The organism is Williamsia sp. Y853 (assembly GCF_056786495.1).
The window spans coordinates 208,349-232,305 of sequence record NZ_JBXCJC010000003.1; the positions used below are offsets into that span (position 1 = coordinate 208,349).

At 64.0% G+C, this 23,957-nt stretch carries 25 protein-coding genes; 21 read left to right on the forward strand and 4 right to left on the reverse strand.

The genetic code is table 11. The annotated features are described in order from the left end of the window. The first annotated feature begins 4 nt into the window (after window positions 1-4). Together AC1TPF_RS17110 and AC1TPF_RS17115 are read left to right on the forward strand one after the other, a co-directional pair. Entirely contained in the window at window positions 5-1,303 is a 1,299-nt protein-coding gene (locus tag AC1TPF_RS17110; protein WP_482139149.1) for a M16 family metallopeptidase, read from the forward strand. A 43-nt stretch (window positions 1,304-1,346) separates the two neighbouring features. Further along, the gene (locus AC1TPF_RS17115; protein ID WP_482144823.1) at window positions 1,347-3,215 is read left to right on the forward strand and encodes a putative nucleotidyltransferase substrate binding domain-containing protein; all 1,869 of its coding nucleotides are present in this window, start codon (window positions 1,347-1,349) and stop codon (window positions 3,213-3,215) included. Here AC1TPF_RS17115 and ald read toward each other — a convergent pair. Then, window positions 3,198-4,310: an alanine dehydrogenase gene (ald, locus tag AC1TPF_RS17120; protein ID WP_482144824.1), complete on the reverse strand. Its 1,113-nt coding sequence runs from the start codon at window positions 4,308-4,310 to the stop codon at window positions 3,198-3,200. The genes AC1TPF_RS17115 and ald overlap by 18 nt on opposite strands. A gap of 135 nt (window positions 4,311-4,445) precedes the next feature. On the opposite strand from ald, the gene AC1TPF_RS17125 reads away from it, so the two are divergent. The 7 genes from AC1TPF_RS17125 (at window position 4,446) to AC1TPF_RS17155 (ending at window position 9,409) form a co-directional block, all read left to right on the forward strand. Next, window positions 4,446-4,934: an Lrp/AsnC family transcriptional regulator gene (locus AC1TPF_RS17125; RefSeq protein ID WP_482139155.1), complete on the forward strand. Its 489-nt coding sequence runs from the start codon at window positions 4,446-4,448 to the stop codon at window positions 4,932-4,934. 58 nt (window positions 4,935-4,992) lie between these two features. Further along, complete coding sequence (dapB, locus tag AC1TPF_RS17130) at window positions 4,993-5,745, forward strand: 4-hydroxy-tetrahydrodipicolinate reductase (protein ID WP_482139157.1); 753 nt, start codon at window positions 4,993-4,995, stop codon at window positions 5,743-5,745. Between the two features lie 14 nt (window positions 5,746-5,759). Next, entirely contained in the window at window positions 5,760-6,233 is a 474-nt protein-coding gene (locus tag AC1TPF_RS17135; RefSeq protein WP_482139159.1) for a hypothetical protein, read from the forward strand. A 15-nt stretch (window positions 6,234-6,248) separates the two neighbouring features. Further along, window positions 6,249-6,701, forward strand: coding sequence for a flavodoxin family protein (locus AC1TPF_RS17140; RefSeq protein ID WP_482144825.1), 453 nt, complete (start codon window positions 6,249-6,251; stop codon window positions 6,699-6,701). 121 nt (window positions 6,702-6,822) lie between these two features. After that, entirely contained in the window at window positions 6,823-7,665 is an 843-nt protein-coding gene (locus AC1TPF_RS17145) for a thymidylate synthase (protein WP_482139163.1), read from the forward strand. A gap of 5 nt (window positions 7,666-7,670) precedes the next feature. Continuing rightward, window positions 7,671-8,171 carry a dihydrofolate reductase gene (locus AC1TPF_RS17150; RefSeq protein ID WP_482139165.1) on the forward strand — a complete coding sequence of 167 codons (501 nt, stop codon included), beginning with the start codon at window positions 7,671-7,673 and terminating at the stop codon, window positions 8,169-8,171. Between the two features lie 2 nt (window positions 8,172-8,173). Continuing rightward, entirely contained in the window at window positions 8,174-9,409 is a 1,236-nt protein-coding gene (locus AC1TPF_RS17155) for a winged helix-turn-helix domain-containing protein (protein WP_482139167.1), read from the forward strand. 36 nt (window positions 9,410-9,445) lie between these two features. Here the strand turns inward: AC1TPF_RS17155 and AC1TPF_RS17160 are convergent, their stop codons facing one another. Beyond that, window positions 9,446-10,264 (reverse strand): tyrosine-protein phosphatase, encoded by an 819-nt coding sequence (locus AC1TPF_RS17160; protein ID WP_482139169.1) that lies wholly within the window; start codon window positions 10,262-10,264, stop codon window positions 9,446-9,448. A 238-nt stretch (window positions 10,265-10,502) separates the two neighbouring features. Here AC1TPF_RS17160 and thyX point away from each other — a divergent pair, with 238 nt between their 5' ends. The 6 genes from thyX (at window position 10,503) to AC1TPF_RS17190 (ending at window position 18,923) form a co-directional block, all read left to right on the forward strand. After that, window positions 10,503-11,255 carry an FAD-dependent thymidylate synthase gene (gene thyX / locus AC1TPF_RS17165; protein ID WP_482139171.1) on the forward strand — a complete coding sequence of 251 codons (753 nt, stop codon included), beginning with the start codon at window positions 10,503-10,505 and terminating at the stop codon, window positions 11,253-11,255. Window positions 11,256-11,323: 68 nt separating this feature from the next. Beyond that, window positions 11,324-12,229 (forward strand): 4-hydroxy-tetrahydrodipicolinate synthase, encoded by a 906-nt coding sequence (gene dapA, locus AC1TPF_RS17170; protein ID WP_482139173.1) that lies wholly within the window; start codon window positions 11,324-11,326, stop codon window positions 12,227-12,229. Continuing rightward, window positions 12,226-14,163 (forward strand): ribonuclease J, encoded by a 1,938-nt coding sequence (locus tag AC1TPF_RS17175; RefSeq protein WP_482139175.1) that lies wholly within the window; start codon window positions 12,226-12,228, stop codon window positions 14,161-14,163. Before dapA ends, AC1TPF_RS17175 begins: the two co-directional genes overlap by 4 nt. Window positions 14,164-14,208: 45 nt before the next feature. Further along, entirely contained in the window at window positions 14,209-14,829 is a 621-nt protein-coding gene (locus tag AC1TPF_RS17180; protein ID WP_482139177.1) for a TIGR03085 family metal-binding protein, read from the forward strand. Between the two features lie 84 nt (window positions 14,830-14,913). Further along, a complete protein-coding gene (locus AC1TPF_RS17185) occupies window positions 14,914-17,721 on the forward strand; it encodes a DNA translocase FtsK (protein WP_482144826.1) in 2,808 nt (935 codons plus the stop codon). 170 nt (window positions 17,722-17,891) lie between these two features. Continuing rightward, window positions 17,892-18,923 carry a TerC family protein gene (locus AC1TPF_RS17190; protein ID WP_482139180.1) on the forward strand — a complete coding sequence of 344 codons (1,032 nt, stop codon included), beginning with the start codon at window positions 17,892-17,894 and terminating at the stop codon, window positions 18,921-18,923. A 6-nt stretch (window positions 18,924-18,929) separates the two neighbouring features. Here AC1TPF_RS17190 and AC1TPF_RS17195 read toward each other — a convergent pair whose 3' ends face one another. Together AC1TPF_RS17195 and AC1TPF_RS17200 are read right to left on the reverse strand one after the other, a co-directional pair. Then, window positions 18,930-19,214 (reverse strand): YciI family protein, encoded by a 285-nt coding sequence (locus tag AC1TPF_RS17195; protein ID WP_482139182.1) that lies wholly within the window; start codon window positions 19,212-19,214, stop codon window positions 18,930-18,932. A 33-nt stretch (window positions 19,215-19,247) separates the two neighbouring features. After that, window positions 19,248-19,796: an amino-acid N-acetyltransferase gene (locus AC1TPF_RS17200; RefSeq protein WP_482139184.1), complete on the reverse strand. Its 549-nt coding sequence runs from the start codon at window positions 19,794-19,796 to the stop codon at window positions 19,248-19,250. Between the two features lie 110 nt (window positions 19,797-19,906). Here AC1TPF_RS17200 and pgsA point away from each other — a divergent pair, with 110 nt between their 5' ends. The 6 genes from pgsA (at window position 19,907) to AC1TPF_RS17230 (ending at window position 23,957) form a co-directional block, all read left to right on the forward strand. Continuing rightward, window positions 19,907-20,590 (forward strand): CDP-diacylglycerol--glycerol-3-phosphate 3-phosphatidyltransferase, encoded by a 684-nt coding sequence (gene pgsA / locus AC1TPF_RS17205; RefSeq protein WP_482144827.1) that lies wholly within the window; start codon window positions 19,907-19,909, stop codon window positions 20,588-20,590. Further along, the gene (locus AC1TPF_RS17210) at window positions 20,587-21,102 is read left to right on the forward strand and encodes a CinA family protein (protein WP_482144828.1); all 516 of its coding nucleotides are present in this window, start codon (window positions 20,587-20,589) and stop codon (window positions 21,100-21,102) included. The genes pgsA and AC1TPF_RS17210 overlap by 4 nt, the downstream gene beginning before the upstream one ends. A gap of 138 nt (window positions 21,103-21,240) precedes the next feature. Further along, on the forward strand, window positions 21,241-21,570 hold the full coding sequence (locus AC1TPF_RS17215; RefSeq protein ID WP_482139190.1) for a helix-turn-helix domain-containing protein: 330 nt from the start codon (window positions 21,241-21,243) through the stop codon (window positions 21,568-21,570). A gap of 84 nt (window positions 21,571-21,654) precedes the next feature. Next, the gene (gene pspA / locus AC1TPF_RS17220; RefSeq protein WP_482139192.1) at window positions 21,655-22,464 is read left to right on the forward strand and encodes a phage shock protein PspA; all 810 of its coding nucleotides are present in this window, start codon (window positions 21,655-21,657) and stop codon (window positions 22,462-22,464) included. A gap of 114 nt (window positions 22,465-22,578) precedes the next feature. Then, entirely contained in the window at window positions 22,579-22,752 is a 174-nt protein-coding gene (locus AC1TPF_RS17225) for a hypothetical protein (RefSeq protein ID WP_482139194.1), read from the forward strand. Window positions 22,753-22,781: 29 nt separating this feature from the next. After that, complete coding sequence (locus AC1TPF_RS17230; RefSeq protein WP_482144829.1) at window positions 22,782-23,957, forward strand: glycosyltransferase; 1,176 nt, start codon at window positions 22,782-22,784, stop codon at window positions 23,955-23,957.

The window sequence follows — 23,957 nt, forward strand, 5'->3', positions numbered from 1 at the left end:
GTCTGTGTCCTCAGTTACCCACCGGGCAGTACGGAGATCCGTACTGCCCGGTGGGCTCCGGGTGGTCACCGAGTATCTTCCTGGCGTGCGTTCGGCGTCGGTGGGACTCTGGGTCGCGGTTGGATCAAGAGACGAGAAGCCCTCGGTTGCCGGGGCGGCACACTTCCTTGAACACCTGTTGTTCAAGTCGACGCCGACCCGATCTGCGGCGAGCACTGCGCAGCAGATCGATGCAATCGGCGGAGAGCTCAACGCCTTCACAGGTAAAGAGCAGACCTGCTACTACGCCCACGTCCTCGACGAGCACATGGCAACAGCCATCGACATCGTCGCCGACGTCGTCCTGCGGGGCGAATGCCGAACCGAAGACGTCGGGATCGAGCGCGCGGTGGTCCTCGAAGAGATCGCCATGCGCGACGACGATCCCGAAGATCTGCTCGCCGACCTGTTCATGACGTCGATGTACGGCAATCATCCGCTCGGACGGCCGGTCATCGGTTCGGCCGAGTCGATCACGTCGATGACGCGCACGCAGGTGCGTTCCTTCCACCAGCGCCGCTACACGCCCGACAAGATGGTTTTGTCGGTCGCGGGCAACGTCGACCATGCCGAGGTTCTTGCCGCGGCCCGAGCGACGTTCGCCGGACATCTGGACAAGGAAGCGAAACCGGCACCGATTCGATTGGGTGCCAAAGCGATCGGCGGCCGACCCACGCTGGAGGTGTCCTATCGCGACACCGAGCAGGCGCACCTGTTGCTGGGCGTGCGGGCGCCGGGTCGTGGCAGCGGCGACCGCTGGGCACTGTCGGTCCTCAACACCGCAGTGGGTGGGGGACTGAGTTCCCGGCTGTTCCAAGAGATTCGCGAATCGCGGGGACTGGCCTATTCGGTGTATTCGTCGGTTGACTCGTTCGCCGACGTGGGTGCGTTCTCGGTGTACGCGGGCTGCTCGCCCGACCATCTCGCCGAGGTCACGTCGGTCATGACCACAATCCTGACCGAGGTGGCAGAACACGGGATCACCGCAGAAGAGCTCGACCGTGCCAAGGGGTCGCTCCGTGGGGCAATGGTCCTGGGCCTGGAGGACTCGCAGTCCCGGATGCACCGCAATGGTCGCGGTGAGATCAACTACGGCAAGCGGATGACGGTCGACGAGGCGTTGCGCAAGATCGATCGTGTGAACGCTGCCGACACCACCAGGGTCGCTCGGGAACTGCTCGGACAACCGTTCGGTGCGGCCGTGATCGGTCCATACCGCAGCCACCGCCAGCTACCCAAGTCATTGACCTCGCTGGTGAATTGACGGGCGCGGCGCGCTGCGGCCGGCGACCTGGCACGATTGCGCCATGACGTCGATCGCCGAGTTTCTCTCCGGGCACCCGCCCTTTGATGCGCTCTCCGGCGACGAGTTGGCGACGGTCGCTGCCGTGTCGCGGATGGAAGACCACGGATCCGGCAGCACGATCATGAATGGCTTCACCGAGCCGATCGAAGAGCTTGCGGTGGTGGTTTCCGGGCAGGTCGAATTGTGGAACTCTCCCGATCACAAACCGGACGGACCCGACGAGATCTTGGGCCCGGGCGGTGTTTTCGGCTACTCGGGAATGCTCACCGGATCGTCCATCGGCCCGCTGGCACTTGCGGCCGGTCCGGTGCGGGTCTGCCGGATTCCGGGCCACACCGTGCGCCCGGTCTTCTCGTCACTGGCCGGTGCGGAGTTCCTGGCGCGCAAACTCACGGTCGCGCAACGTGCCGACTCACCGTTGGTGAGCAACTTCGGGACAGTCGACGAACTGATCCGGACGCCGCCGGTGGTGGGGACCGCCGACATGACCGTCCAGCAGGCCGCGCAGAAGATCACCGAACACCACAGCGGCTATATCGTGATCCCGTGTCCGGACGGCCGGTTCGGGGTACTGACCGACCGTGACATCCGCGCCCGCGTGGTGGCGACCGGGTCGGACCTGAATCAACCGGTCCATCAGGTGATGTCCTATCCGGCGGTCACGGCACTGACGACGACCCCGGCATCCGATGTCCTGGTGGACATCCTGGACCGTGGGGTCACCTGCGTACCGGTGACAGACCCGCACGGGACGCTGCGCGGTGTGGTGGTTCCGGAGGACTTCGTCAACGCACCGGCCGGCGCCGGTGTCTCCCTTCGCGAACAGATCGCGCGCGCCGACTCTTTCGATACGTTGGCCGAGCGAGGTCGGCGGATGCGCTACGTGGCAGCCGATCTCCTGCGTCGGGGACGGCCGTCCTATGAGGTGACCGCGGTCCTGTCCGTGCTGACGGACGCGGTGGTCCGGCGGGCTCTGGAGATCGAGCTGACCTCGCGCCCCGACCTCGACCCGGCCGCGCTGACCTGGCTGTCGTTGGGTAGCAACGCACGTCGGGAGTCGGTGCTCAGTTCCGACGTCGATTCGGCGGTCTCATTCGACGAGTCGGTGTCCGATCCCGAACGGATCGCCGCCTACCGTGCCGCGTTCGCCGACGTCGGCGAAGTGCTGCGCCGCAGTGGACTCGGCGTAGACACCAACGGTGCCACTGCGGACATGCCTCTGTTCTCCAGGACCCACAGCCAATGGCGCGAGGTTGCCGAACAGTGGCTCGAGTCCCCGCTCGACAACAAGGGGATGATCCTGGCTTCGTTGCTACTCGACGGCCGTCCGATCTGGGGTGACCCGGGAGCGACCGCGGTCTCCGAGGTGTTCCGTGATCTGCGCCGACACCCTGGGACGATGCGGCTGCTGCTTGCCGAATCATTGTCGTACAAGGCGAAATTGCGGTCGATGCGCGACGTGCTGGCGCGGCGGGGTGGAACGTTCGACATCAAAAGTCATGCGCTGGTTCCGGTGATCAATATCGCCCGGTGGGCAGCGCTGAGCGTTCAGAGTCCCGAACTCGGAACCCGCGGACGGCTGTCGGCGGCCGCCGGGAGCGCAATGCTCAGCGAAGACAACGCGAACACGCTCATCGAGGTGTTCGAGGTGCTGCAGAAGATTCGTCTGACCTACCAGGTCGCGCAACTCGATCATGGCGAGGCAGCATCGGATGTGCTGACCATGCAACGCCTTTCGCCGCTGGACCGCAGCCTCGTCGGACAAGCGGTCCGTGAGGTGTCGGCAGTCCAGCGGCGAATGGACAATATGTCCCACTACATGTCGGTCCGGCAATGGGCCGAGCCGGACGGGTCAGATCCGCAGGGGTGAGACGCCGAGCGGGATGTCCAGAGCTTCGGAGACGTGCGCGCAGAGCAATTCACCCTGATGGGTGGAAAGACCCTTGGCCAATGCCGGATCTCGCCGCAGGGCTTCGGTCCAGCCGAGATCGGCGAGGCGCAGGACGTAGGGGAGGGTCGCTCCGGTCAGCGCCATCGTCGAGGTGCGGGCCACTGACCCGGGCATGTTGGCCACGCAATAGAAGACCGAATCGTGAACCATGAACGTCGGGTCGTCGTGAGTGGTCGGCCGGGAGTCCTCGAAGCAGCCGCCCTGGTCGATGGCGATGTCGACCAGTACGGAACCGGGCTTCATCTGTGCGACCAGGGAATTGGAGACCAGGACCGGTGCCTTCGCGCCGGGGACCAACACGGCTCCGATGACGAGATCGGCCTGTTTGATTGCCTCGTCGAGGTCGAACTTGGTGCTGTAGCGGGTGTGGACCCGACCGTTGAAACGCGCGTCGATGGCCCGCAGCTTGTTGATGTCGAGGTCGAAGACCGTCACTTCTGCGCCCATCCCGACCGCGATCGTGGCTGCGTTGACTCCGCTGACGCCGCCGCCGATGACAACAACGTCCGCCGGCACGGTTCCGGGGACGCCGCCCATCAGTACGCCGCGGCCACCGGCTGAGCGCATCAGATGGTAGGCGCCGACCTGCGGGGCGAGTCGTCCGGCGACCTCGCTCATCGGGGCGAGCAACGGCAGCGATCCGTCGGCTTCCTGCACGGTTTCGTAGGCGATCGAGGTGGTGCCGGACTGCAGCAGGGCGTCGGTGCAGGCCCGGCCGGCAGCGAGATGCAGGTAGGTGAAGAGCGTCTGGCCTTCGCGCATGAGTTCGTACTCCGAGGCGATCGGCTCTTTGACCTTCAGCAGCAGTTCGGCCTGCTCCCACACTTCCCGGGCGGTGCCGAGGATCTGCGCTCCGGCCTCCTTGAAATCTGTGTCGGCAATCGCGGACCCGGTGCCGGCTTCGTGTTCGACGATCACTTCGTGGCCGCGGCGGGTGAGTTCGGCTACACCCGCAGGCGTGATGGCAACTCGGAACTCGTTGTTCTTGATCTCGCGGGGGATGCCGACGCGCATGAATGACTCCTCGGTAGTGGTGGGGCTCGGCCCTGACTTCAAGGGTGAAGAAACAGCGGAAAGCCTGCAAGATCAGTGACAAAGATTCTCAAATAGGTAGTCTCTGGTGAAGATGTTGCGGGAATGGAGGTCGTGATGGCTCTTGAGTCGAACAATATTCGGGCCCGCGCGGCCGGGCTCGACGACATCGATCGGCGACTGCTTGCCCTGCTGCAGGTCGACGCGCGCATGCCGAACAGTGCGTTGGCAGCGGAGGTGGGCATCGCGGCATCGACATGCCATGGGCGGATCCGGCGTCTGATCGACATCGGGGTGGTGCGCGGCTTCTTCGCCGACATCGATCCGGCTGCTGTCGGTCGGCCGTTGCGTGCCATGGTCGCGGTGAGTCTGCAGTCGGATGCGCGTGGCCAGATCCGGCGACTTGTGGCTGAACTCGGCCGGAAAGATGAGGTCATCGACGTCTTTTTCCTGGCCGGGGCAGACGACTATCTTCTGCATGTGGCCACCGCGGACACCGAGGCGCTACGAAAGTTCATCGAGACGCTCAATGCACGGCCCGAGGTGGCCGGAACGACCACGTCGCTGGTGTTCGAGCATCTTCGCGGTTCGGCGCCGATCTTCTGATCGGATGTCAGGTCTCCCTGGTCGGAGTGGCCGCGTCGAGCTGACTAGACTCGGCGGGGTGACTGACCAGATCAAAGTAGGTGTCCTCGGTTCCGGCGGCAAAGTGGGCCAGGCAATCGTGGCGGGTGTCGAGGCCGCAGCAGACCTCGACTTCAGCGCAGGTGTCGACAAGGGCGACCCGTTGTCGCGGTTCGTCGAGACCTCGACCTCTGTCGTGGTGGACTTCACCCACCCGGACGTGGTGATGGACAACCTGAAGTTCTTGATAGAGAACGGGATCCACGCGGTTGTCGGCACGACGGGCTTTGACGACGCGCGACTGGACACTGTTCGCGGTTGGCTTGCAGCCAAGCCCGGAGTCGGGGTCCTGATTGCACCGAACTTTGCCATCGGCGCGGTGCTGAGCATGCGATTCGCCAAGCAGGCGGCACGCTTCTTCGATTCGGTCGAGGTGATCGAACTCCACCACCCGCACAAGGCCGATGCGCCGTCGGGTACTGCATACCGGACTGCGGCCTTGATCGCGCAAGCTCGGGCCGAAGCCGGCGTGCCGATCAGCCCGGATGCGACCACAGCCGAACTCGAGGGCGCCCGCGGTGCCGATGTCGACGGCGTCCGCGTGCATTCGGTCCGGCTCGCCGGATTGGTCGCCCATCAAGAGGTCCTCTTCGGGACACAGGGTGAGACCCTGACGATCCGGCACGACTCGATCGACCGCACCTCGTTTGTCCCGGGGGTGCTGCTCGGTGTCCGTGAGATCGGTGACCGTCCGGGCCTGACCGTGGGTCTCGACGACTTGATGGACCTGTGAGCGGGCCTGAGGTGGTGAGCGAGAAGCAGAAAGACGCACGGCCGATCGTCATCGGGATCGTTGTACTCGTCCTGGTGCTCTTCTTCTACTTCTTCTTGCTGGGGACTCGTGCCGTCGATCTGATGGCCACTGGCGAAGTGGTCGGAATCGGTCTGGGTATCGGGGTGATCATCCTGCCGTTGCTCGGTGTCTGGATGGTGGTCGGTGCGCTGCGGTCCGGTATCGCCCATCAGCGACTGGCCCGCCGGATGCGCGAGGAGGGTCATGAACTCGACGTCTCGGCCCTGCCCAAGCGTCCTTCGGGTCGCATCGAACGTGAGGCCGCCGATGAGCTGTTCGCTCAGGTCAAGGCGGAGTGGGAAGCCGACCCGAGTAACTGGCGGTCGACGTACCGCATCGCACGCGCCTACGACTACGCCGGCGACCGCAGCCGTGCTCGCGAGATGATGAAACGTGCTGTGGCGCAGGAGAAAGAATCCGAGTCGTAGTACAGGGGAGCGTTGATGTCGCGTTTGTTGATCATTCACCACACACCGTCGCCGCATTGTCAGGCGATGTTCGAGGCCGTGGTGTCCGGCGCGAGCGATCCCGAGATCGACGGCGTTGACGTGGTGCGCCGGGCTGCGCTCACGGTGTCACCTGCCGAGATGCTCGAGGCCGACGGTTACGTACTCGGAACGCCCGCCAACCTGGGCTACATCAGCGGCGCGCTCAAGCATGCGTTCGACGGTGCGTACTACCAGATTCTCGACTCGACCCGCGGACGACCGTTCGGGCTCTACCTTCACGGCAACGAGGGCTCCGAAGGGGCCGAACGGGCTGTCGATTCCATCACCACGGGCCTGGGCTGGTCCAAAGCCGCCGAATACGTTGTGGTGTCGGGCAAACCCAGCAAAGACGATCTCGAAGCCTGCTGGGAACTCGGGGCGACGGTTGCTGCGCAGTTGATGGGGTAGACAAATGCACCTGTTCCAGTCATTTACACACGTTGCAACATGTGCAAATGACTGGAACAGGTGCATTTGTCTCGGATCCAGTGTCGCTGTCTAGGCGCGGCTGGGGCCGCGATGTGCAGAGATGTCGGCGTCGCCCTTTAGACTTGGGCCCGTGAGCGACGCGGTGAACATTCCGACCCCTTATGAAGATCTGCTGCGGCTGGTCCTGGAAACGGGGACTCCCAAGGCCGACCGCACGGGCACCGGCACCCGGAGCCTGTTCGGTCACCAGTTGCGTTACGACCTATCTGAAGGGTTTCCGCTGATCACGACCAAGCGGGTGCACCTGAAATCCATCGTCTACGAGCTGCTGTGGTTCTTGCGCGGCGATTCGAACGTGCGGTGGCTGCAGGAACACGGCGTCACCATCTGGGACGAGTGGGCCGACGCCAACGGCGAACTCGGACCCGTCTACGGCGTGCAGTGGCGCAGTTGGCCGACACCCTCGGGCGAGCACATCGACCAGATCAGTGCTGCGCTCGAGATGTTGCGCACCAATCCGGACTCGCGACGCAACATCGTCTCGGCATGGAACGTCGGAGAGATCCCGCAGATGGCACTTCCGCCGTGTCATGCGTTCTTCCAGTTCTATGTCGCCGACGGAAAACTGTCCTGCCAGCTCTACCAGCGCAGCGCCGACCTGTTCCTCGGAGTGCCGTTCAACATCGCGTCCTACGCACTGCTCACCCACATGATGGCGGCGCAGGCCGGCCTCGAGGTCGGGGAGTTCGTCTGGACCGGCGGCGATTGTCACATCTACGACAACCATGTCGAACAGGTCACCAAGCAGCTCTCCCGTGACCCGTACCCGTACCCGACATTGGCTCTGGCGCAACGTGATTCGATCTTCGACTACCGCTACGAGGACATCGAGGTGCTCGACTACAAGTACCACCCGGGGATCAAAGCGCCGGTGGCGGTCTAGAACCTGTGACCATCGCACTCATCTGGGCCCAGACTGTCGACGGTGTGATCGGCCGCGGCGGAGACATGCCGTGGAAGCTGTCCGAAGATCAAAAGTACTTCCGGCAGGTGACCGGCAAACATCCGGTGGTGATGGGCCGTCGCACGTGGGATTCGTTGCCGCCGAGGTTTCGTCCGCTGCCGGGGCGCGAAAACCTGGTCGTCACCCGGAAGCGGGACTGGCTCGGCGAAGGCGCTCGCAGCTTTCCGGATGTCGAATCGGCGATCGCCGCCGGGCGCGAACTCGACACCACGGTCTTTGTGATGGGTGGCGGTGAAATCTACCGGGCCACTCTGGATCTGGCTGACATCGTCTACGTCACCGAAATCGATATCGAGGTGCCCGATGGTGATACCCGGGCACCAGATCTGGAGCCGCAGCGCTGGGAACTCTCGGCCGATGAGCCGTGGCAGGAATCCGGGAACGGTCTTCGCTACCGTTTCCTGAAATACACGGCCAGGGCGTAACAGTGGCCGGCCGCGATCAGCTGTCAGGTGCGCAGGCGCGTCGAATTGCCTTGGCGGCACAAGGTTTCACCGATCGACTTCCAGCCGGGCCGGTGACCCGTAAACACCTGCAGCGGGTACTCGAACGAACACGACTGTTGCAGATGGACTCGGTGAGCATTGCGGTCCGTGCCCACTACATGCCGGTCTTCAGTCGTCTCGGAAACTACGACCGCGCGGTACTCGAACAAGCTGCCTGGGAACCGGGTCCGCGCCGGCCAACTCTGCTCGTCGAATACTGGGCGCACGAGGCGGCGCTGGTCCCGCTCGAGCACTGGCCGCTGTTCCGGTGGCGGATGGAAGACTTCCGGCACGGCCGCTATCGCCAAGCGGTTGGAGACCGGAACTCATTGGCGATGCGCGCGGTCATCCGCGACACCATCGCAGAGATCGGGCCCAGTACCAGTGGGTTGATCGAAGACCACCTCGGCCACGAGAAGCGTCCGAAGAAGGGCACCTGGTGGGACCGCAGCCAGGTCAAACACCTGTGTGAGGTGATGTTCGCCGCCGGAGAACTCTCGGCGATGCGGCGCAACGGATTCACGCGCTACTACGACCTCGCCGAGAACGTGGTGGGGGAGCACTTGCACGTCGAGATCGCACGCGACGACGCGATCCGTGAGCTGGTGCGGGGTTCGGTGACCGCGCTCGGAGTCGGCACCGAAGCCGACATCCGCGACTACTACCGGCTCAAACCCCAACCCGCGCGGGACGCGATCGCCGACCTGCTGTCGGCAGGGACGATTCAGCAGGTGACGGTGGAGGGTTGGTCCAAACCGGGTTACCTCGACCCGGCCGCGCGGATCCCACGCACGGTGACCCGAAGCTCGTTACTCAGCCCTTTCGACCCGCTGATCTTCTTCCGGCCCCGTACCGAGCGGGTTTTCGACTTCCACTACCGCATCGAGATCTACGTGCCCGAGCCCAAGCGGGTCCACGGCTACTACGTGCTCCCGTACCTGATGGGCGACCAGATCGTCGCCCGCGTCGACCTCAAGACAGACAGGGTCGGGGATCGGCTGCTGGTTCTCGGAGCCTTCTGCGAATCCGGGCCCAACCCCACGGTGGTGGCGCAGTCCCTGGCCGCAGACCTCCACGCGATGGCGCTCTGGCTCGGTGTCGGCCGCGTGGAGGTCGGCGATCGGGGCGATCTTGCTCCGGTGCTGGCAAGGGCCATCGGGTCAGCAGCTTTCAGATGACCTGCTGTCAGATAAACCGCTGTCGGACGAGCCGCCTCAGACGAGCAACGTGGACTTCAACGCGCTGACGTCGTCGTCGCCGAGGCCGAGCCCGGCGCGCACGTAGTTGTCGAAGCTGCCGTAGACGTCATCGGCGGTGTCGAACGAGGCACGCAGCCAATCGATGTTCACCCCGTTGAGTGGATCGTCGGCACTGGTGTGGCGGTACGTGTTGCTGGCCAGGAAGTCGGCTTCGACGGTCGCGCGATCCACGCCGAGCAGGGTCAGCAGAACTGCGGTCGTCCAGCCGGTCCGGTCTTTGCCCGCCGAGCAGTGATAGAGCACGGCCTTGCCGTCGGCGGCCGCGGTCTTGATCTCAAGCAGCGTCGCCGCGAACGCTGCGCGGGCGCCGCTGTCGGTGACAAATGCGCGGTACGCCGCCGCCAGATCGATGAGGCTGGTCGGCGGGAGGGCGCCGAGCACGTCGTTGGACTCGGACGTCGTGCCGGCAATCGGCTTGTTCGGTTGCAATGCCCGTTCGAAGACGGTCCGCAGATCGACGACCGCGACAACCTGCTGAGCCTGCAGAATGCTGACATCGGAAGCTGCCAGCTTCGAGAGATTGTCCGAGCGCAGGACGCGGTTCTCCCTGACCACGGAACCGTCCGCGGTACGGAAGCCGGCCAGTGTCCGGGTGTTCTCGGTACCCTCGAGGTCGATGAGTCGTCCGGCCAGTGAGGACGCTGCGGTCCCGGAATCGGAGACAGTCGGTATTCCACCACCGAGCGCGACGCCGGTCATCACCGGTAGCGCAGTCGGACCGAGCAGGAATCCGGTGGTCAGGAGGACGGCGGTCAATCCGCGACGGGTACGCATTGCGCTCACTTTCGGGCGAAGAATCAACGCCGGATGTGTGGCGCGTTGTCACAGTAGAGGGTTCTGTGGCGGCCCGGACCCGGTTTCGGCTCGCCGATCCGTCGATGTTCATCGTCGGGAACGGCAGCGTTCATCCGCGCCGGCGGGCCCTGACCCGGCAGGTGAGGTCGATAACATGTGCGTCTCCACGGTGGTGGACAATCGATGGGGTTCGAACCCACAGGAAAGAGGAAGTGCAGTGTCGGAATTGGTGCCGTTGAAGGTGCAACTGGTGGCGAAAACGTCGTTCGACGCTCCCGCCGATGTGCCGTGGAGCACTGACGTCGACGGCGGGGAAGCGTTGGTCGAGTTCGCGGGCCGGGCCTGCTATCAGAGCTGGGACAAACCGAATCCCCGGACAGCAACCAACGCCGGATACCTGCGTCACATCCTGGAAGTCGGACATCTGTCGCTGCTCGAACACGCGACCGTGACGTTCTACATCGCCGGGATCTCGCGTTCGTGCACCCACGAATTGATCCGGCATCGTCATTTCTCGTATTCGCAGCTCTCGCAACGCTTTGTGCCGGAGCACGATTCGAACGTCGTACCGCCACCGGCCATCCGCGGCGACGCGGAACTCGAGGCACTGTTCATCGAGGCCACCGACGCCAGCCGTAAGGCGTACTCGGAACTATTGACCGCGTTGGAAGAGAAGTTCTCGGACGTACCCAACAACATCCTGCGGCGTAAGCAGGCCCGGCAGGCAGCCCGAGCGGTCCTTCCCAACGCCACCGAAACCAAGATCGTCGTGACCGGTAACTACCGCGCGTGGCGTCATTTCATCGGCATGCGGGCCACCGAACATGCCGATGTCGAGATCAGGCAACTGGCGATCGAATGCCTGCGTCAGCTCATCGATGTCGCGCCAACTGTTTTCGGAGACTTCGAGATCGGGACACTCTCGGACGGCACCGAAGTGGCCACGTCGCCGTTTGTTCTCGAAGGCTGAAACGCCGCGGCGCCCCACAGGTGCCACGGATTAAGCGACTGGCCTGTGCTCCGGTAACCTTAACGACCATGATCACCGGTGCGACGCAACCACAGAGCTTCCCCTTCGGGACTGTCAGTGTTGCGATGGTTACCCCGTTCACCGCTGACGGATCGCTGGACCTCGAACGAGCTGCTGAACTTGCCGACCGGCTCGTTTCCGGTGGCTGCGACGGACTGGTTGTCTCCGGCACCACAGGCGAATCGCCCACCACGTCTCCGGCCGAGAAGCTCGACCTGCTTCGGGTGGTCCTGGACGCGGTCGGCGACCGCGCCCGGATCGTGCAGGGCGCGGGCAGCTATGACACTCGCGAGAGTGTCTGGTTCGCGAAGGAGTCGGCAGCGATCGGTGCGCACGGCCTGTTGGTGGTGACCCCGTACTACTCGCGTCCGCCGCAGGCAGGTCTGCTGGCGCACTTCACCGCCATCGCCGACGCCACCGACGTGCCGGTGTTGCTATACGACATTCCTCCCCGGTCGGTCATCCCGATCGAGCACCGAACCCTGTTGGAGCTCTCGCGCCACCCGAACATCCGCGGCGTCAAAGACGCCAAGGGTGATCTGAACTCGGCGGCATCGCTGATGGCCGACACCGGCCTTCAGTATCTTTCCGGCGAAGACGCATTGAACCTGCCGTGGCTGTCGATCGGAGCAGCGGGTTTTGTCAGCGTTATCGGCCACCTGGTTCCCGACCGCTTGCGTGACATGCTCGACGCGGTCAACAAGGGCGATCTCGTCCGGGCCCGTGAACTCAATTTGTCGATGATCCCGCTCGTCAACGCGATGGGCCGTCTTGGAGGCGTCACGATGGTCAAGGCAGCGTTGCGCATCCTGGGTATGGATGTCGGCGACCCCCGGTTACCGCAGGTGCCGGCGAACGGTCCACAAATCGAAGCGCTGATCGCGGATCTGCGTGCAGCGAAGGTGCTTTCATGACATCTCCAGATTCGTCCGGCCGTAAGCGCGGCAGAGTGATCCGCCGCAAGGCCGGACCACCGGCAGAGCCGAAACCACAGACGATCCCCGCTGCGGCGGAACCGAAGGCGGACAACATCCCCGAATCGAACGCACCCAAGTCATCAAAGTCGGTCGCACAGAAGCGGTCTCCGCGGAATCGTCGTGGCGGTCAGGGACAGTCGGCAGCGAAACGGACCGATGCCCGGGTTGTCGAGAACAGCAACAGGCTCGGCACCCCGCCGAAACTCCCGGCCAACGGCATGCGCATCGTTGCGCTCGGCGGAATCGGTGAGATCGGCCGCAACATGACCGTTTTCGAATACGACGGCAAGTTGCTGATCGTCGACTGTGGTGTGTTGTTCCCCGAGGATGCCCAGCCCGGTGTCGACCTGATCCTGCCGGACTTCCGGTACATCGAAGACCGGATGGATGACGTCGAGGCGATCATCCTGACGCACGGACACGAAGATCACATCGGCGCCGTGCCGTTCCTGCTCCGGTTGCGGTCGGACATCCCGGTGATCGGCGCGAAGTTCACGCTTGCCCTGCTGGCGGCCAAGTGCAAAGAGCATCGCCTGCGGCCCAAGCTGATCGAGGTGTTCGAAGGCGAGTTCACCAAACACGGTCCGTTCGAGGTCGAGTACTTCGCGGTCAACCATTCGATCCCGGACGCGCTGGCAGTGGCCATCCGCACGGGTGCCGGCGTGGTCTTGCACACCGGCGACATCAAGCTCGACCAGTTGCCACTCGACGGCCGTCTCACCGACCTGGCCGGTTTCAGCCGGCTCGGCGATGAAGGCGTCGACCTCTTCCTTGTCGACTCGACCAACGCCGAGGTTCCCGGATTCGTCACCCCCGAACGTGAGATCGGTGGCGTTCTCGACCAGGTGATCGGCAAGGCCAAACACCGTGTGATCGTGGCGTCCTTTGCCAGCCATGTCCACCGGATCCAGCAGGTTGTCGACGTGGCCCACGCCCACGGGCGCCGGGTGACGTTTGTCGGACGCTCGATGGTGCGCAACATGCAGATCGCCCAGGAACTCGGCTACCTGCGGGTGCCCGACGGCGTGGTGGTCGACATGGACACCGCCGCCGCACTGCCCGACAACAAGCTCGTGCTCGTCTCGACCGGATCGCAAGGCGAGCCGCTCTCCGCGCTCTCGCGGATGGCCAAGGGCGAACACCGGCAGATCAACATTCACGCCGACGATCTAGTGGTCTTGGCGTCATCGCTCATCCCTGGCAACGAGAACTCGGTGTTTGCCGTGGTCAACGGCCTCGCGCGACGCGGTGCCACCGTGGTCACGCAGCAGAGCGCCAAGGTGCACGTCTCCGGACACGCATCGGCAGGAGAGCTGCTGTACCTGTACAACGCCGTCCGGCCGTCGAACGTGATGCCGGTCCACGGTGAATGGCGTCACCTGCGTGCCAACGCCAAGCTGGCCGAGGCCACCGGTGTCCCGTCCGATGCCGTGGTCCTGGCCGAGGACGGCGTGATCGTCGATCTCGTCGACGGTCGCGCATCGATCACCGGCCGGGTTCCGGTGGGCTTCGTGTACGTCGATGGACTGTCTGTCGGAGATGTCGGCGAGTCGACGTTGTCCGAACGACTTGTCCTCGGTGAAGGCGGCTTCATCGCGATCGCGGTGGTGATCGACGCCGACACCGGTCGAGCGGTCAGCCCACCCGAGGTCTCCGGTCGTGGATTCTCCGATGATCCGGCAGCGCTCAAAGAAGCGGCAAACCTGGTCGACCACTCTCTGGAGCAGCTGGCCAACGAAGGTATCACCGACGCGCATCGGATCGCGCAGACCATCCGTCGGGTGGTCGGCCGTTGGGTTGCCGACAAGTACCGCCGCCGGCCGATGATCGTGCCAACGGTTCTGACAGTGAGCGACTCCGGCAACAGCTAGTTGTTATGCGCCGCAAGGGTGGTCGGCGCCACATAGGGTGGTGCCATGACGATTGCCCGAGATGAACGTTCAGCGCTTGTGACCACTCTTCGTGCGGTCGGACCCGACGCGCCAACCCTCTGTGAGGGATGGACGGCCCGGGATCTGACCGCTCACATGATCGTTCGTGAGTATCGCCTCGACGCGGCGCCGGGGATCCTCATCCCGGCCTTTGCCGGGCATACGAAGTCGGTCCAGGACAAGGCTGCGAAGGCCGACTGGGATTCGATGGTGGCAAAATTCGCTGCCGGGCCCCCGCTGTATTCGCCGATGAAACCGCTCGATCGCTTCGCGAACGTCACCGAGATGTTTGTGCACCACGAGGATGTCCGCCGTGGGGCGCCGGGATGGGAGCCTCGGACCCTTGGGGCCGATGAGACCAAGGCGATTCTCACGCCGCTGAAGGCGATGGCGAAAAGGGCGATCGCAAAGTCACCCGCGACTGTTGAATTGGTCACCCCTGATGGTGAACAGATCGCAACCGGAGGCAGCGGGCCTGCGGTTCGGATCACCGGTGAACCGCTGGAACTGTTGTTGTTCACGTTCGGACGAGCCCAGACGCGTTTGGTTTTCGAGGGTGACGCCGAGGCGGTCGCGGCGGTGAAGGCAGCCAAGCGCGGTTTCTAGCAACAATCACGAATTCGACACGCAAGCCCGATACACGTGTTGTAGATGAGGTTTGTGTGACTGTTGCCGACTAAGGTGGCACCCATGGCAACCAAGTCCACCGCTCGTTCTGGCGCGCCCGCTCGCAGTTCTGCGGCCGGGAAGAAACCTGCCGCCAAGAAGGCTGCCCCGCGTAAGGCTCCGGCGAAGAAGGCCGCGGCGTCGGCCAAGAGGCCCGCTGCGAAGAAGGCGCCAACAGCCAAGAAATCAACCGCAGGCGCCCGGGCATCGAGCAGGTCGGCAGCGACCTCGGCCCGGACCAAGGCATCGGCGCCACCGCGGCGCTCGGCCCTCAAGGCTGTGGGCGGTGGTGTCGGTGCGGGATGGGGACTGCTGGCCAAGGGTGTCGGTGCGGTCGCCCGGTCCGGTTCGCGTGGCGGTGACCCCCACTACGACGAGCGCCAGTACAGCGGCGACGACGGCTGGGACGACCAACCGAACGATGCTTTCGACGATTCGTCCGGCGGGGGAGCGGACCAGAACGTCCATACGCAGGGCCGCGACGGACTCGCGCTCGTATTGATCGCATTGTCGATCGTGGTCGTCGCTGCAATCTGGTTCGACGCCGGAGGGCCGGTCGGCGCGTTTGTCGATTCCGCAGCCAGGGCTGTCATCGGCACCGTGGCCATACTGCTGCCGCTGATCTTCATCGTTGCCGCATTTGTGCTCATGCGGCATGCCCCGAATCCGCGCAGTCGTGGTCGGTATATCGGCGCTGCATTGTTGATCGGGCTTCCACTGCCCGGGCTGTGGCACATCTTCGCCGGCCGCCCGGCTGAATTGTCGGAGCGTCAGGACGCTGGTGGATTCTTCGGGTTCGCCGTCGGCGGACCTCTCACCGACGGGTTGACCGCGTGGATCTCCGTGCCGATTCTGTTGCTGTGCATGGCATTTGGTCTGCTCTTGCTGTCCGGGCTGACGGTGCGCGAATTGTTCGTCGTGGTCGGGTCGTACCTCGGTCTTGGCGTCGCCCAGGAATGGGATGAAGAGGGCGACTACGAAGACGACGACTTCGGCGCGGACAACTCGTTTGGCGAGGCGGCCTACGGTGACCCGTACAACAACTACCCACCGGATCTTCCGCCGCTGCCTGCCCGCACCGAGTCGCTGAGCAGGCCCCGTCGGCGGACCCCGCCGCCGGTGACCGCCGCGGAGGCATTGACCGAAGAGATCATCGACGACAACGGTGCACCGACAGCGGTCACCGAAGCCCTGCAGACGCCTCCTGCCGGAGCCAAGCCGGTCCGCAAACGACCCGTCGCCAAGCCGACCCCGCCGCCGGTCCCGGCCGACGACGACGAAGACGACGACATGCCGCAGAACGGGATGTTGGTCGATCGTGCCGTGGAGGGCGACTACAAGTTGCCGCCGGCCAGCCTGCTGATCGAAGGCGATCCGCCCAAGCTGGGCAGCGCCGCCAACGACGAGATGATCGACCGGATCTCCGCGGTTCTCGAGCAGTTCAAGATCGACGCCGCCGTCACCGGCTTCACCCGGGGGCCCACGGTCACCCGGTATGAGGTCGAACTCGGACCGGGTGTGAAGGTCGAGAAGATCACCGCACTGCAGCGCAACATCTCCTACGCCGCGGCCACCGACAATGTCCGGCTGCTTGCCCCGATTCCCGGCAAGTCGGCCGTGGGTATCGAGGTCCCCAACACCGACCGTGAGATGGTCCGACTGGCCGACGTGCTCACCGCAGCGTCGACCCGCAAAGACAAGCACCCACTGGTTGTCGGCCTTGGCAAGGACATCGAAGGCAATTTCGTTGCCGCGAACCTGGCGAAGATGCCCCACCTTCTGGTCGCCGGCTCCACCGGTTCAGGTAAGTCGAGCTTCGTGAACTCGATGCTGGTCTCGCTGCTGACCCGTGCGACACCGGAAGAGGTCAGGATGATCCTGATCGACCCGAAGATGGTGGAACTCACACCATATGAAGGCATTCCGCACCTCATCACGCCGATCATCACCCAGCCGAAGAAGGCCGCCTCCGCACTGGCCTGGCTCGTGGAGGAGATGGAGCAGCGCTATCAGGACATGAAGTCGTCGCGGGTGCGTCACATCGATGACTTCAACGCGAAGGTGAAGTCCGGGGAGATCACCACACCGCTCGGCTCGGAGCGCATCTACAAGCCGTATCCGTACATCCTGGCGATTGTCGACGAGCTCGCCGACCTGATGATGACGGCCCCGCGCGAAGTCGAGGAATCGATTGTCCGGATCACCCAGAAGGCGCGCGCCGCGGGTATCCATCTGGTCCTGGCCACGCAGCGACCCTCGGTCGATGTGGTCACCGGTCTGATCAAGACCAACGTGCCCTCCCGGCTGGCGTTCGCGACGTCGTCGCTCACCGACTCCCGGGTCATCCTCGACCAGCCCGGTGCCGAGAAGCTGATCGGTATGGGTGACGGGTTGTTCCTGCCGATGGGAGCCAGCAAGCCCATCCGGATGCAGGGTGCGTTCATCACCGACGAAGAGATCCAGGCGGTGGTGGATTTCGCGAAGGAGCAGAGCGAGCCCGACTACACCGAGGGTGTCACCATAAAGAAGGTCGCGGACAAGAAAGACATCGACGACGACATCGGTGGCGATCTCGACGACCTGCTGCAGGCGATCGAGCTTGTGGTGTCGAGTCAGTTCGGATCGACATCGATGCTGCAGCGCAAGCTCCGCGTCGGTTTCGCCAAGGCCGGACGCCTGATCGATCTGATGGAGACCCGCGGGGTTGTCGGACCGTCGGAGGGTTCGAAGGCGCGTGAGGTGCTCGTAAAACCCGAGGATCTCGCCGGTGTCATCGCCTCGATCACCGGTGGTGGCGGTGCCGACGACACGGACGACGACCCGGACTTCTAGGGGCAGACCAGGGACTTCTGGCGGCGAGCAACCTTCCGCGACCGTCAGATTGATCTGAAGGTTTTATCGTGGTAGCAGGTGGCCGGTCGCACAGTGTGCGCGGGTCTACGTGAATCGATGCGTAAAGTAGTCTTTACTATTCGTTCGACTGCCGCTTGGAGGCTTCAACTGTGCATGTGTCACCCATTGTGTGGATCATCACCTGTCTGGTGATCTTGGGGTTGTTCGTCTTCGACTTCTTTGCTCACGTACGGGTCCCACACGCCCCGTCGATCAAAGAATCCGGATTCTGGTCCGCTTTCTACATCACCCTCGCCCTGATCTTTGGCGGGTTCGTGTGGTGGAAGTGGGGCTCGACGTCGGGTACCGAGTACTACGCCGGCTTCGTCACCGAGAAAGCACTCTCGGTAGATAACCTGTTCGTCTTTGTCATCATCATGGCGAAGTTCGCGGTACCGCGTGAGTATCAGCAAAAGGTGCTGCTCCTCGGAATCGTGATGGCTCTGGTGATGCGCGGTGCGTTCATCGCAGTCGGTGCCGCCGCCATCGATGCCTACTCGTGGGTGTTCTACCTGTTCGGCGCCTTCCTGATCTTCACCGCCATCAAACTTCTGCGCGAATCCGACCACGTGGTCGAAGCCGAGGAAGAGCGCGAGAGTGCCATTCAGCGCTTCGTGAAGAAGGTGCTGCGCACGTCGGACAACTACGACGGCGACAAGCTGTTCACCAGGGAAAACGGCAAGCGGCTGGCCACGCCGATGCTGATGGTGCTGATCGTCATCGGATTCACCGATGTGCTGTTCGCGCTCGACTCGATCCCGGCGATCTACGGACTCACCGAAGAGCCCTACATCGTGTTCACCGCGAACGCTTTCGCCCTGATGGGTCTGCGCCAGCTGTACTTCCTGCTCGGCGGGCTCCTCGACAAGTTGGTCTACCTGTCGTTCGGACTCTCGTTCATCCTCGGCTTCATCGGTGTGAAGCTCGTGCTGCACGCACTGCACGAGAACACCCTGGGATTCCTCAACGGTGGTGACCCCATCTCGGTGCCGGTGATCTCGACACCGGTGTCGCTGTCCGTGATCGTCGGAACCCTGGTGATCACCACGGTGGCGAGCCTGCTGAAGACGAAGTCGGACGATAAGAAGGCCGCCGCCAAGTCAGACGAGACACCCCACGGTCGGGATCTGAACGGGCGGTGACCTGGATCAGTCGGTGATCGGTCCGATCACCGGGTTCCACCCGCGAATCGACGTGGCGTCGATGGCCGAGACCGGAACGTACGGATCATCCTGGATCAGGGCCTTCACGGCGGCCTCGTCCTCTGCCCGGAATATCAGCAGAGCGCCGAGGCCGTCCGGGAACGGTCCGGATGCCTTCAAGATGCCGTCGTCGCACAGACCCGACAACCAGGCGCGATGCGCCTGCCGGGTCTCGTCGCGGATGGCCGCGGTGCTGGGGGAGAAGGTGTACTCGACGAGAAACGTTGCCACGGTGCTTCTTTCAGTTGGAAGAGCGGTCGGGTCCTAGAGGGTGGCCAACATCCGGGTATTGCCAAGGGTGTTGGGTTTGACGAAACTCAGGTCGAGGAACTCGGCGACACCGGCGTCGTACGACCGGCACATCTCCTCATAGACCTCGGCGGTCACCGGGGTACCGGCGATTTCGACGAAGCCGTGTTTGCCGAAGAAGCGGGTTTCGAAGGTGAGCACGAACACTCGGCTCAGTTGGAGTTGCCGCGCCATGTCGAGCAGTCGGCTCACCAATCGGTGGCCGATGCCGTGCCCGGCCATCGACTGGTCGACGGCGACGGTACGGATCTCACCGAGGTCGGCCCAGAGGACGTGGAGCGCGCCGCAACCGACCACGCGGCCGTCGTCCTCGGCGACCCAGAACTCCTGGACGGCCTCGTAGAGCGTCACCAAATTCTTCTCGAGGAGGATCTTGCCCGCGTACTGGTCGATCAGCTCTTTGATGCGCGGCACATCCGAGGTTCGTGCCCGGCGCACAATCGCGTCAGCCTTCGAATCGGTTGCAGCAGCAGGCTCGTTCGCCGAGCTGTTGTCAGATGCCATGCGTGAAACATTAATACCTGTGTACCCCGGCCCTTCGCCGCAGTCGGGGCAACCTATCCTTGTGCACGTGGGTATTGGGCATCTTGATTCGGCGCTGCAGGGTGCATCGCGTGGCTGATCGTTTGCGTCGCGAGATGAGCGGCGCCGAGCCGGACCCGATTGTGGATCTGGTCAGCGAAGAAGTACCGATCCTCAATCTGGCCAATATCTTGACGATCTTTCGGATCGCGCTGGTGCCGGTGTTTGTTGCGATCCTGTTCATCGACGGTGGTGACAACCCGTGGTGGCGAACACTGGCGTGGGGCGTTTTCGCGCTGGCCGCGATCACCGACCACTACGACGGCCGGATCGCGCGCGAACGCGGCTTGATCACCGATTTCGGAAAGCTCGCCGACCCCATCGCCGACAAGGCGTTGATCGGCTCTGCATTGATCGGTCTGTCGATCCTCGGTGAGCTGCCCTGGTGGGTGACCGGCGTGATCCTGGCCCGGGAACTCGGGATCACGGTCCTGCGGTTCTGGGTGCTGCGGCACGGAGTGATCCCGGCCAGTCGCGGCGGCAAGATCAAGACGCTCTTGCAGGTCTTTGCGATCGGCCTCTACATATTGCCGCTGTCCGGACTGTTGCACTGGATCGCGATCGTGCTGATGGGTGCGGCGCTGGTGGCGACCGTGGTCACCGGCATCGACTATGTATGGCAGGCCTTCGCCAAACGGGCCCAGCGACGCCGGGACGCGGCGACGATACGTCGGGACGAACGGTCCGGGCACCCCGGCGACAGCTCCGCACGGTGAGCGTCGATCCGCTGGCCGGGGAGCCGGCGCGGCGGTTGGTGGCCGAGTTGCGCCGCCGCGAAGAAACCGTGGCCACCAGCGAGTCGCTCACGGCCGGCCTGCTGTCCGCGATGATCGCGGGAGTCCCCGGTGCCAGCGAGGTGTTGCGGGGCGGTCTGATCGTCTATGCAACCGACCTCAAGGCGGCCCTTGCGGGGGTCCGCGCCGATACGCTCGAGGAGTTCGGACCGGTGGCGGCGCGAACTGCCGAGGAGTTGGCGATCGGTGCGGCCACCCGGTGTGGTGCGACGTACGGGATATCCCTGACCGGAGTGGCGGGTCCCGATCCACAGGACGGAAAGGCTCCGGGCACGGTGTTCTGCGGCTTGGCTCGGGCGCGCTCCGATCAGGCGGCCGGGACCATCGGATTCGACACCAAGGTCGTTGGCATGTCGCTGCAGGGCGACCGCTGGGATATTCGTCTAATGTCGTGCACACGGTCAATCGGTGAATTGCTCGATTGGCTCGACTGAGTTCGTGTGAGTGCTGCATCCGCGGCAGTGACGAAAAAGTGCAGACCTGTGGGCAGAGGAATGAACGTGGGTTTGCGGACCGGGAACGGAATCGGACCGTCCTGCGTTGGACAGACTGACGTGTTGAGGAGGACTCATATGGCATTGCTCCTGCGGGAAGCACTCGGTGGCAGCCTGCGGCGGGTTCGGATGGATCAAGGCCGCACTTTGCGTGAGGTATCGACGAGCGCCCGGGTCAGCCTGGGCTACCTGTCTGAGGTCGAACGCGGCCAAAAAGAGGCGTCGAGCGAACTGCTCGCTGCGATCTGCGATGCACTCGAGGTGGAGATCGCCGACGTCCTGCTGGATGTCCGCGACACACTTCGCACCGATCTGGACCACGTTTCGCAGCCTTCCGGGCGCGCATCGATCGCGACCGACACGAAGGTTGTCATACCGCAGCCGGCGTCGGCGCTGGCTGCCGCCTGACACTCGCTGGTGTCACTGCGCGGGCTCAGACGATAGATTGGATCGAGGACTGCTCGGAATCGTACTGAAGACAAGGCAGGGGCAATGGCTAACCCGTTTGTGAAGGCATGGCGTTACTTGATGGCGTTCGGAAACGCCAAGATCGATGAGAATGCCGACCCGAAGATTCAGATCCAGCAGGCTATCGAAGATGCACAGCGTCAGCATCAGGCTCTTTCGCAGCAGGCCGCTGCCGTCATCGGCAATCAGCGCCAGCTCGAGATGAAGCTCAATCGGCAGCTCGAGGACATCGAACGGCTGCAGGCCAACACCCGGCAGGCGTTGACTCTGGCAGACAAGGCGACGGCGGCAGGTGACACCGCCAAGGCGACCGAATACACCAATGCTGCCGAGGCTTTCGCCGCGCAGTTGGTGACCGGGGAGCAGAGCGTCGAAGACCTCAAGGCGCTCCACGATCAGTCGCTGCAGGCCGCCGAACAGGCCAAGCATGCAGTTGAGCAGAACTCGATGATGTTGCAGCAGAAGCTTGCTGAGCGGACCAAATTGCTGAGTCAGTTGGAGCAGGCCAAGATGCAGGAGCAGGTCTCGGCGTCTCTGAACCAGATGAGTGAACTGGCCGCGCCCGGCAACACCCCCAACCTCGAGCAGGTGCGCGACAAGATCGAGCGTCGTTACGCCAACGCACTCGGGTCGGCCGAACTCTCCCGGAATTCGGTGCAGGGCCGCATGATGGAGGTTCAGCAGGCCAGCGTGCAGATGGCCGGGCACTCCCGACTCGAACAGATCCGGGCCTCCATGGCCGGTGAGTCGTTGGCTGCCGGTGAGACCACCGCCGCACCCGCCGCGGAGCCTGCGGCACCGTCGGTCAACGTCGAGAAGCCCCAGTCGAACTGAGCGCGTACTCGGGGTAGTCCCTGAACTTTCCCCCATCTTGCCTGTTCACCGATGACAAACGGGTGCTGTGCTGGCACCGTTGATGTCAACGGATGGATCAACGAGGAGGATGACATGTGGTGGAAGGTGCTGCTGGCAATCCTGGTGGTGTGGTTGGCTTTCGGCCTGATCATGGCGCTGGTGAAGGGTTTGCTGACAATTCTGGTGATCGGCCTCGTGGTGATCGGCGTGATCGCGCTGATCAAGTGGTCGAGTTCTGACAAGAGTCCGACGAACACCGGACTGTGACGGCGGGGCCGATAGGCGAGGAGTCGTAGGTGCGGGTAGCGCTGGTGGCCGGTTCTGATGCCGGTCATGCGTTCCCCATGCTGTCTCTCGCGAACCTGTTGCAGGGCAACGGTTTTTCGCCAGTTGTCTATACGGGTTCGGGTTGGGCACAGGCAGCCGCGGCACGGGGGTTGCAGGTTCGGCAGCTGCCGGGGCTGGCCGCAGAGGCCGACGATGACGACAGCGACGCCGGTGCCAAGCTCAGTGCCCGCGCCGCGCGGATGTGCCAGTTACTGGTGCCTGAACTTGCCGACTTCGACCCCGATCTCGTCATCTGCGATGTCATCACAGTCTGCGGGGGATGGGCGGCCGAGTCGCTGCGAGTCCCGTGGATCGAACTCTCCCCGCATCCGCTCTACCGGGCCTCGGTGGGCCTCCCGCCGATCGGTAGCGGGCTGGAACCGGGGACCGGTCTGTCGGGGCGGATTCGGGACGGATTGATGCGAGCGGCCACCGCACGTTCGATCAGGCAGGGCGATCGGCAACGAGAAGCCGCACGTGCGGGGATGGGATTGCCGCCCCGGGCGCCCGAACCCACCGCCCGGATCATCGCCACCCTGCCTGCTCTCGAGGTTCCGCGTCCGGATTGGCCCGAAGGCGCTGAGCTGATCGGCCCCTTGCTGTGGGAACCCACCGACAAGATCTTCGACCGTCCGGCGGGCGATGCGCCCTTGGTCGTCATCGCACCGTCCACGGCAACAACGGGTTCGGTGGGTTTGATCGAAGTTGCATTGATGGCACTGGACCCGGATGTGCTCGGCATGCCGGTCCGCGCCGTCGTCTCGGGACTGGCGCCGCAGGTCGATGAACTGCCCGTCTGGGCCGTCGCCGGGCACGGCAGGCAGGACGAGTTGCTCGCCGAGGCGACGCTGGTGATCTGTGGTGGGGGCCACGGGATGCTCGCGAAATCAATGCTCGCCGGCGTTCCGCAGGTGCTGGTTCCCGGTGGCGGAGATCAGTGGGAGCTCGCACAGCGGGCCCGGCGATGGGGATGCGCGGAGGTCGTCCGACCGCCGACAGTCGATGCGATGGCGTCGGCGGTTCGAAAAATATTGCAGAACAATTCATTTGCCATCTCTGCCCGCCGGGCAGCTCAGAGCAATGCCGATGTCCTCGATCCGGTGGCGTTGTGTGCCCGTGCGGCGGGCCCACAACCGTTTCGCTAG

What these genes read in the sequence shown, in the direction of transcription:
- AC1TPF_RS17115 (WP_482144823.1), top strand. Translation starts at nt 1,347, where the DNA reads ATGACGTCGATCGCCGAGTTTCTCTCCGGGCACCCGCCCTTTGATGCG.
- ald (WP_482144824.1), bottom strand. Translation starts at nt 4,310, where the DNA reads ATGCGCGTCGGCATCCCCCGCGAGATCAAGAACAACGAGTTCCGAGTT.
- AC1TPF_RS17125 (WP_482139155.1), top strand. Translation starts at nt 4,446, where the DNA reads ATGGCTCTTGAGTCGAACAATATTCGGGCCCGCGCGGCCGGGCTCGAC.
- AC1TPF_RS17140 (WP_482144825.1), top strand. Translation starts at nt 6,249, where the DNA reads ATGTCGCGTTTGTTGATCATTCACCACACACCGTCGCCGCATTGTCAG.
- AC1TPF_RS17145 (WP_482139163.1), top strand. Translation starts at nt 6,823, where the DNA reads ATGTCGGCGTCGCCCTTTAGACTTGGGCCCGTGAGCGACGCGGTGAAC.
- AC1TPF_RS17160 (WP_482139169.1), bottom strand. Translation starts at nt 10,264, where the DNA reads ATGCGTACCCGTCGCGGATTGACCGCCGTCCTCCTGACCACCGGATTC.
- dapA (WP_482139173.1), top strand. Translation starts at nt 11,324, where the DNA reads ATGATCACCGGTGCGACGCAACCACAGAGCTTCCCCTTCGGGACTGTC.
- AC1TPF_RS17175 (WP_482139175.1), top strand. Translation starts at nt 12,226, where the DNA reads ATGACATCTCCAGATTCGTCCGGCCGTAAGCGCGGCAGAGTGATCCGC.
- AC1TPF_RS17180 (WP_482139177.1), top strand. Translation starts at nt 14,209, where the DNA reads ATGACGATTGCCCGAGATGAACGTTCAGCGCTTGTGACCACTCTTCGT.
- AC1TPF_RS17185 (WP_482144826.1), top strand. Translation starts at nt 14,914, where the DNA reads ATGGCAACCAAGTCCACCGCTCGTTCTGGCGCGCCCGCTCGCAGTTCT.
- AC1TPF_RS17200 (WP_482139184.1), bottom strand. Translation starts at nt 19,796, where the DNA reads ATGGCATCTGACAACAGCTCGGCGAACGAGCCTGCTGCTGCAACCGAT.
- AC1TPF_RS17215 (WP_482139190.1), top strand. Translation starts at nt 21,241, where the DNA reads ATGGCATTGCTCCTGCGGGAAGCACTCGGTGGCAGCCTGCGGCGGGTT.
- pspA (WP_482139192.1), top strand. Translation starts at nt 21,655, where the DNA reads ATGGCTAACCCGTTTGTGAAGGCATGGCGTTACTTGATGGCGTTCGGA.
- AC1TPF_RS17225 (WP_482139194.1), top strand. Translation starts at nt 22,579, where the DNA reads ATGTGGTGGAAGGTGCTGCTGGCAATCCTGGTGGTGTGGTTGGCTTTC.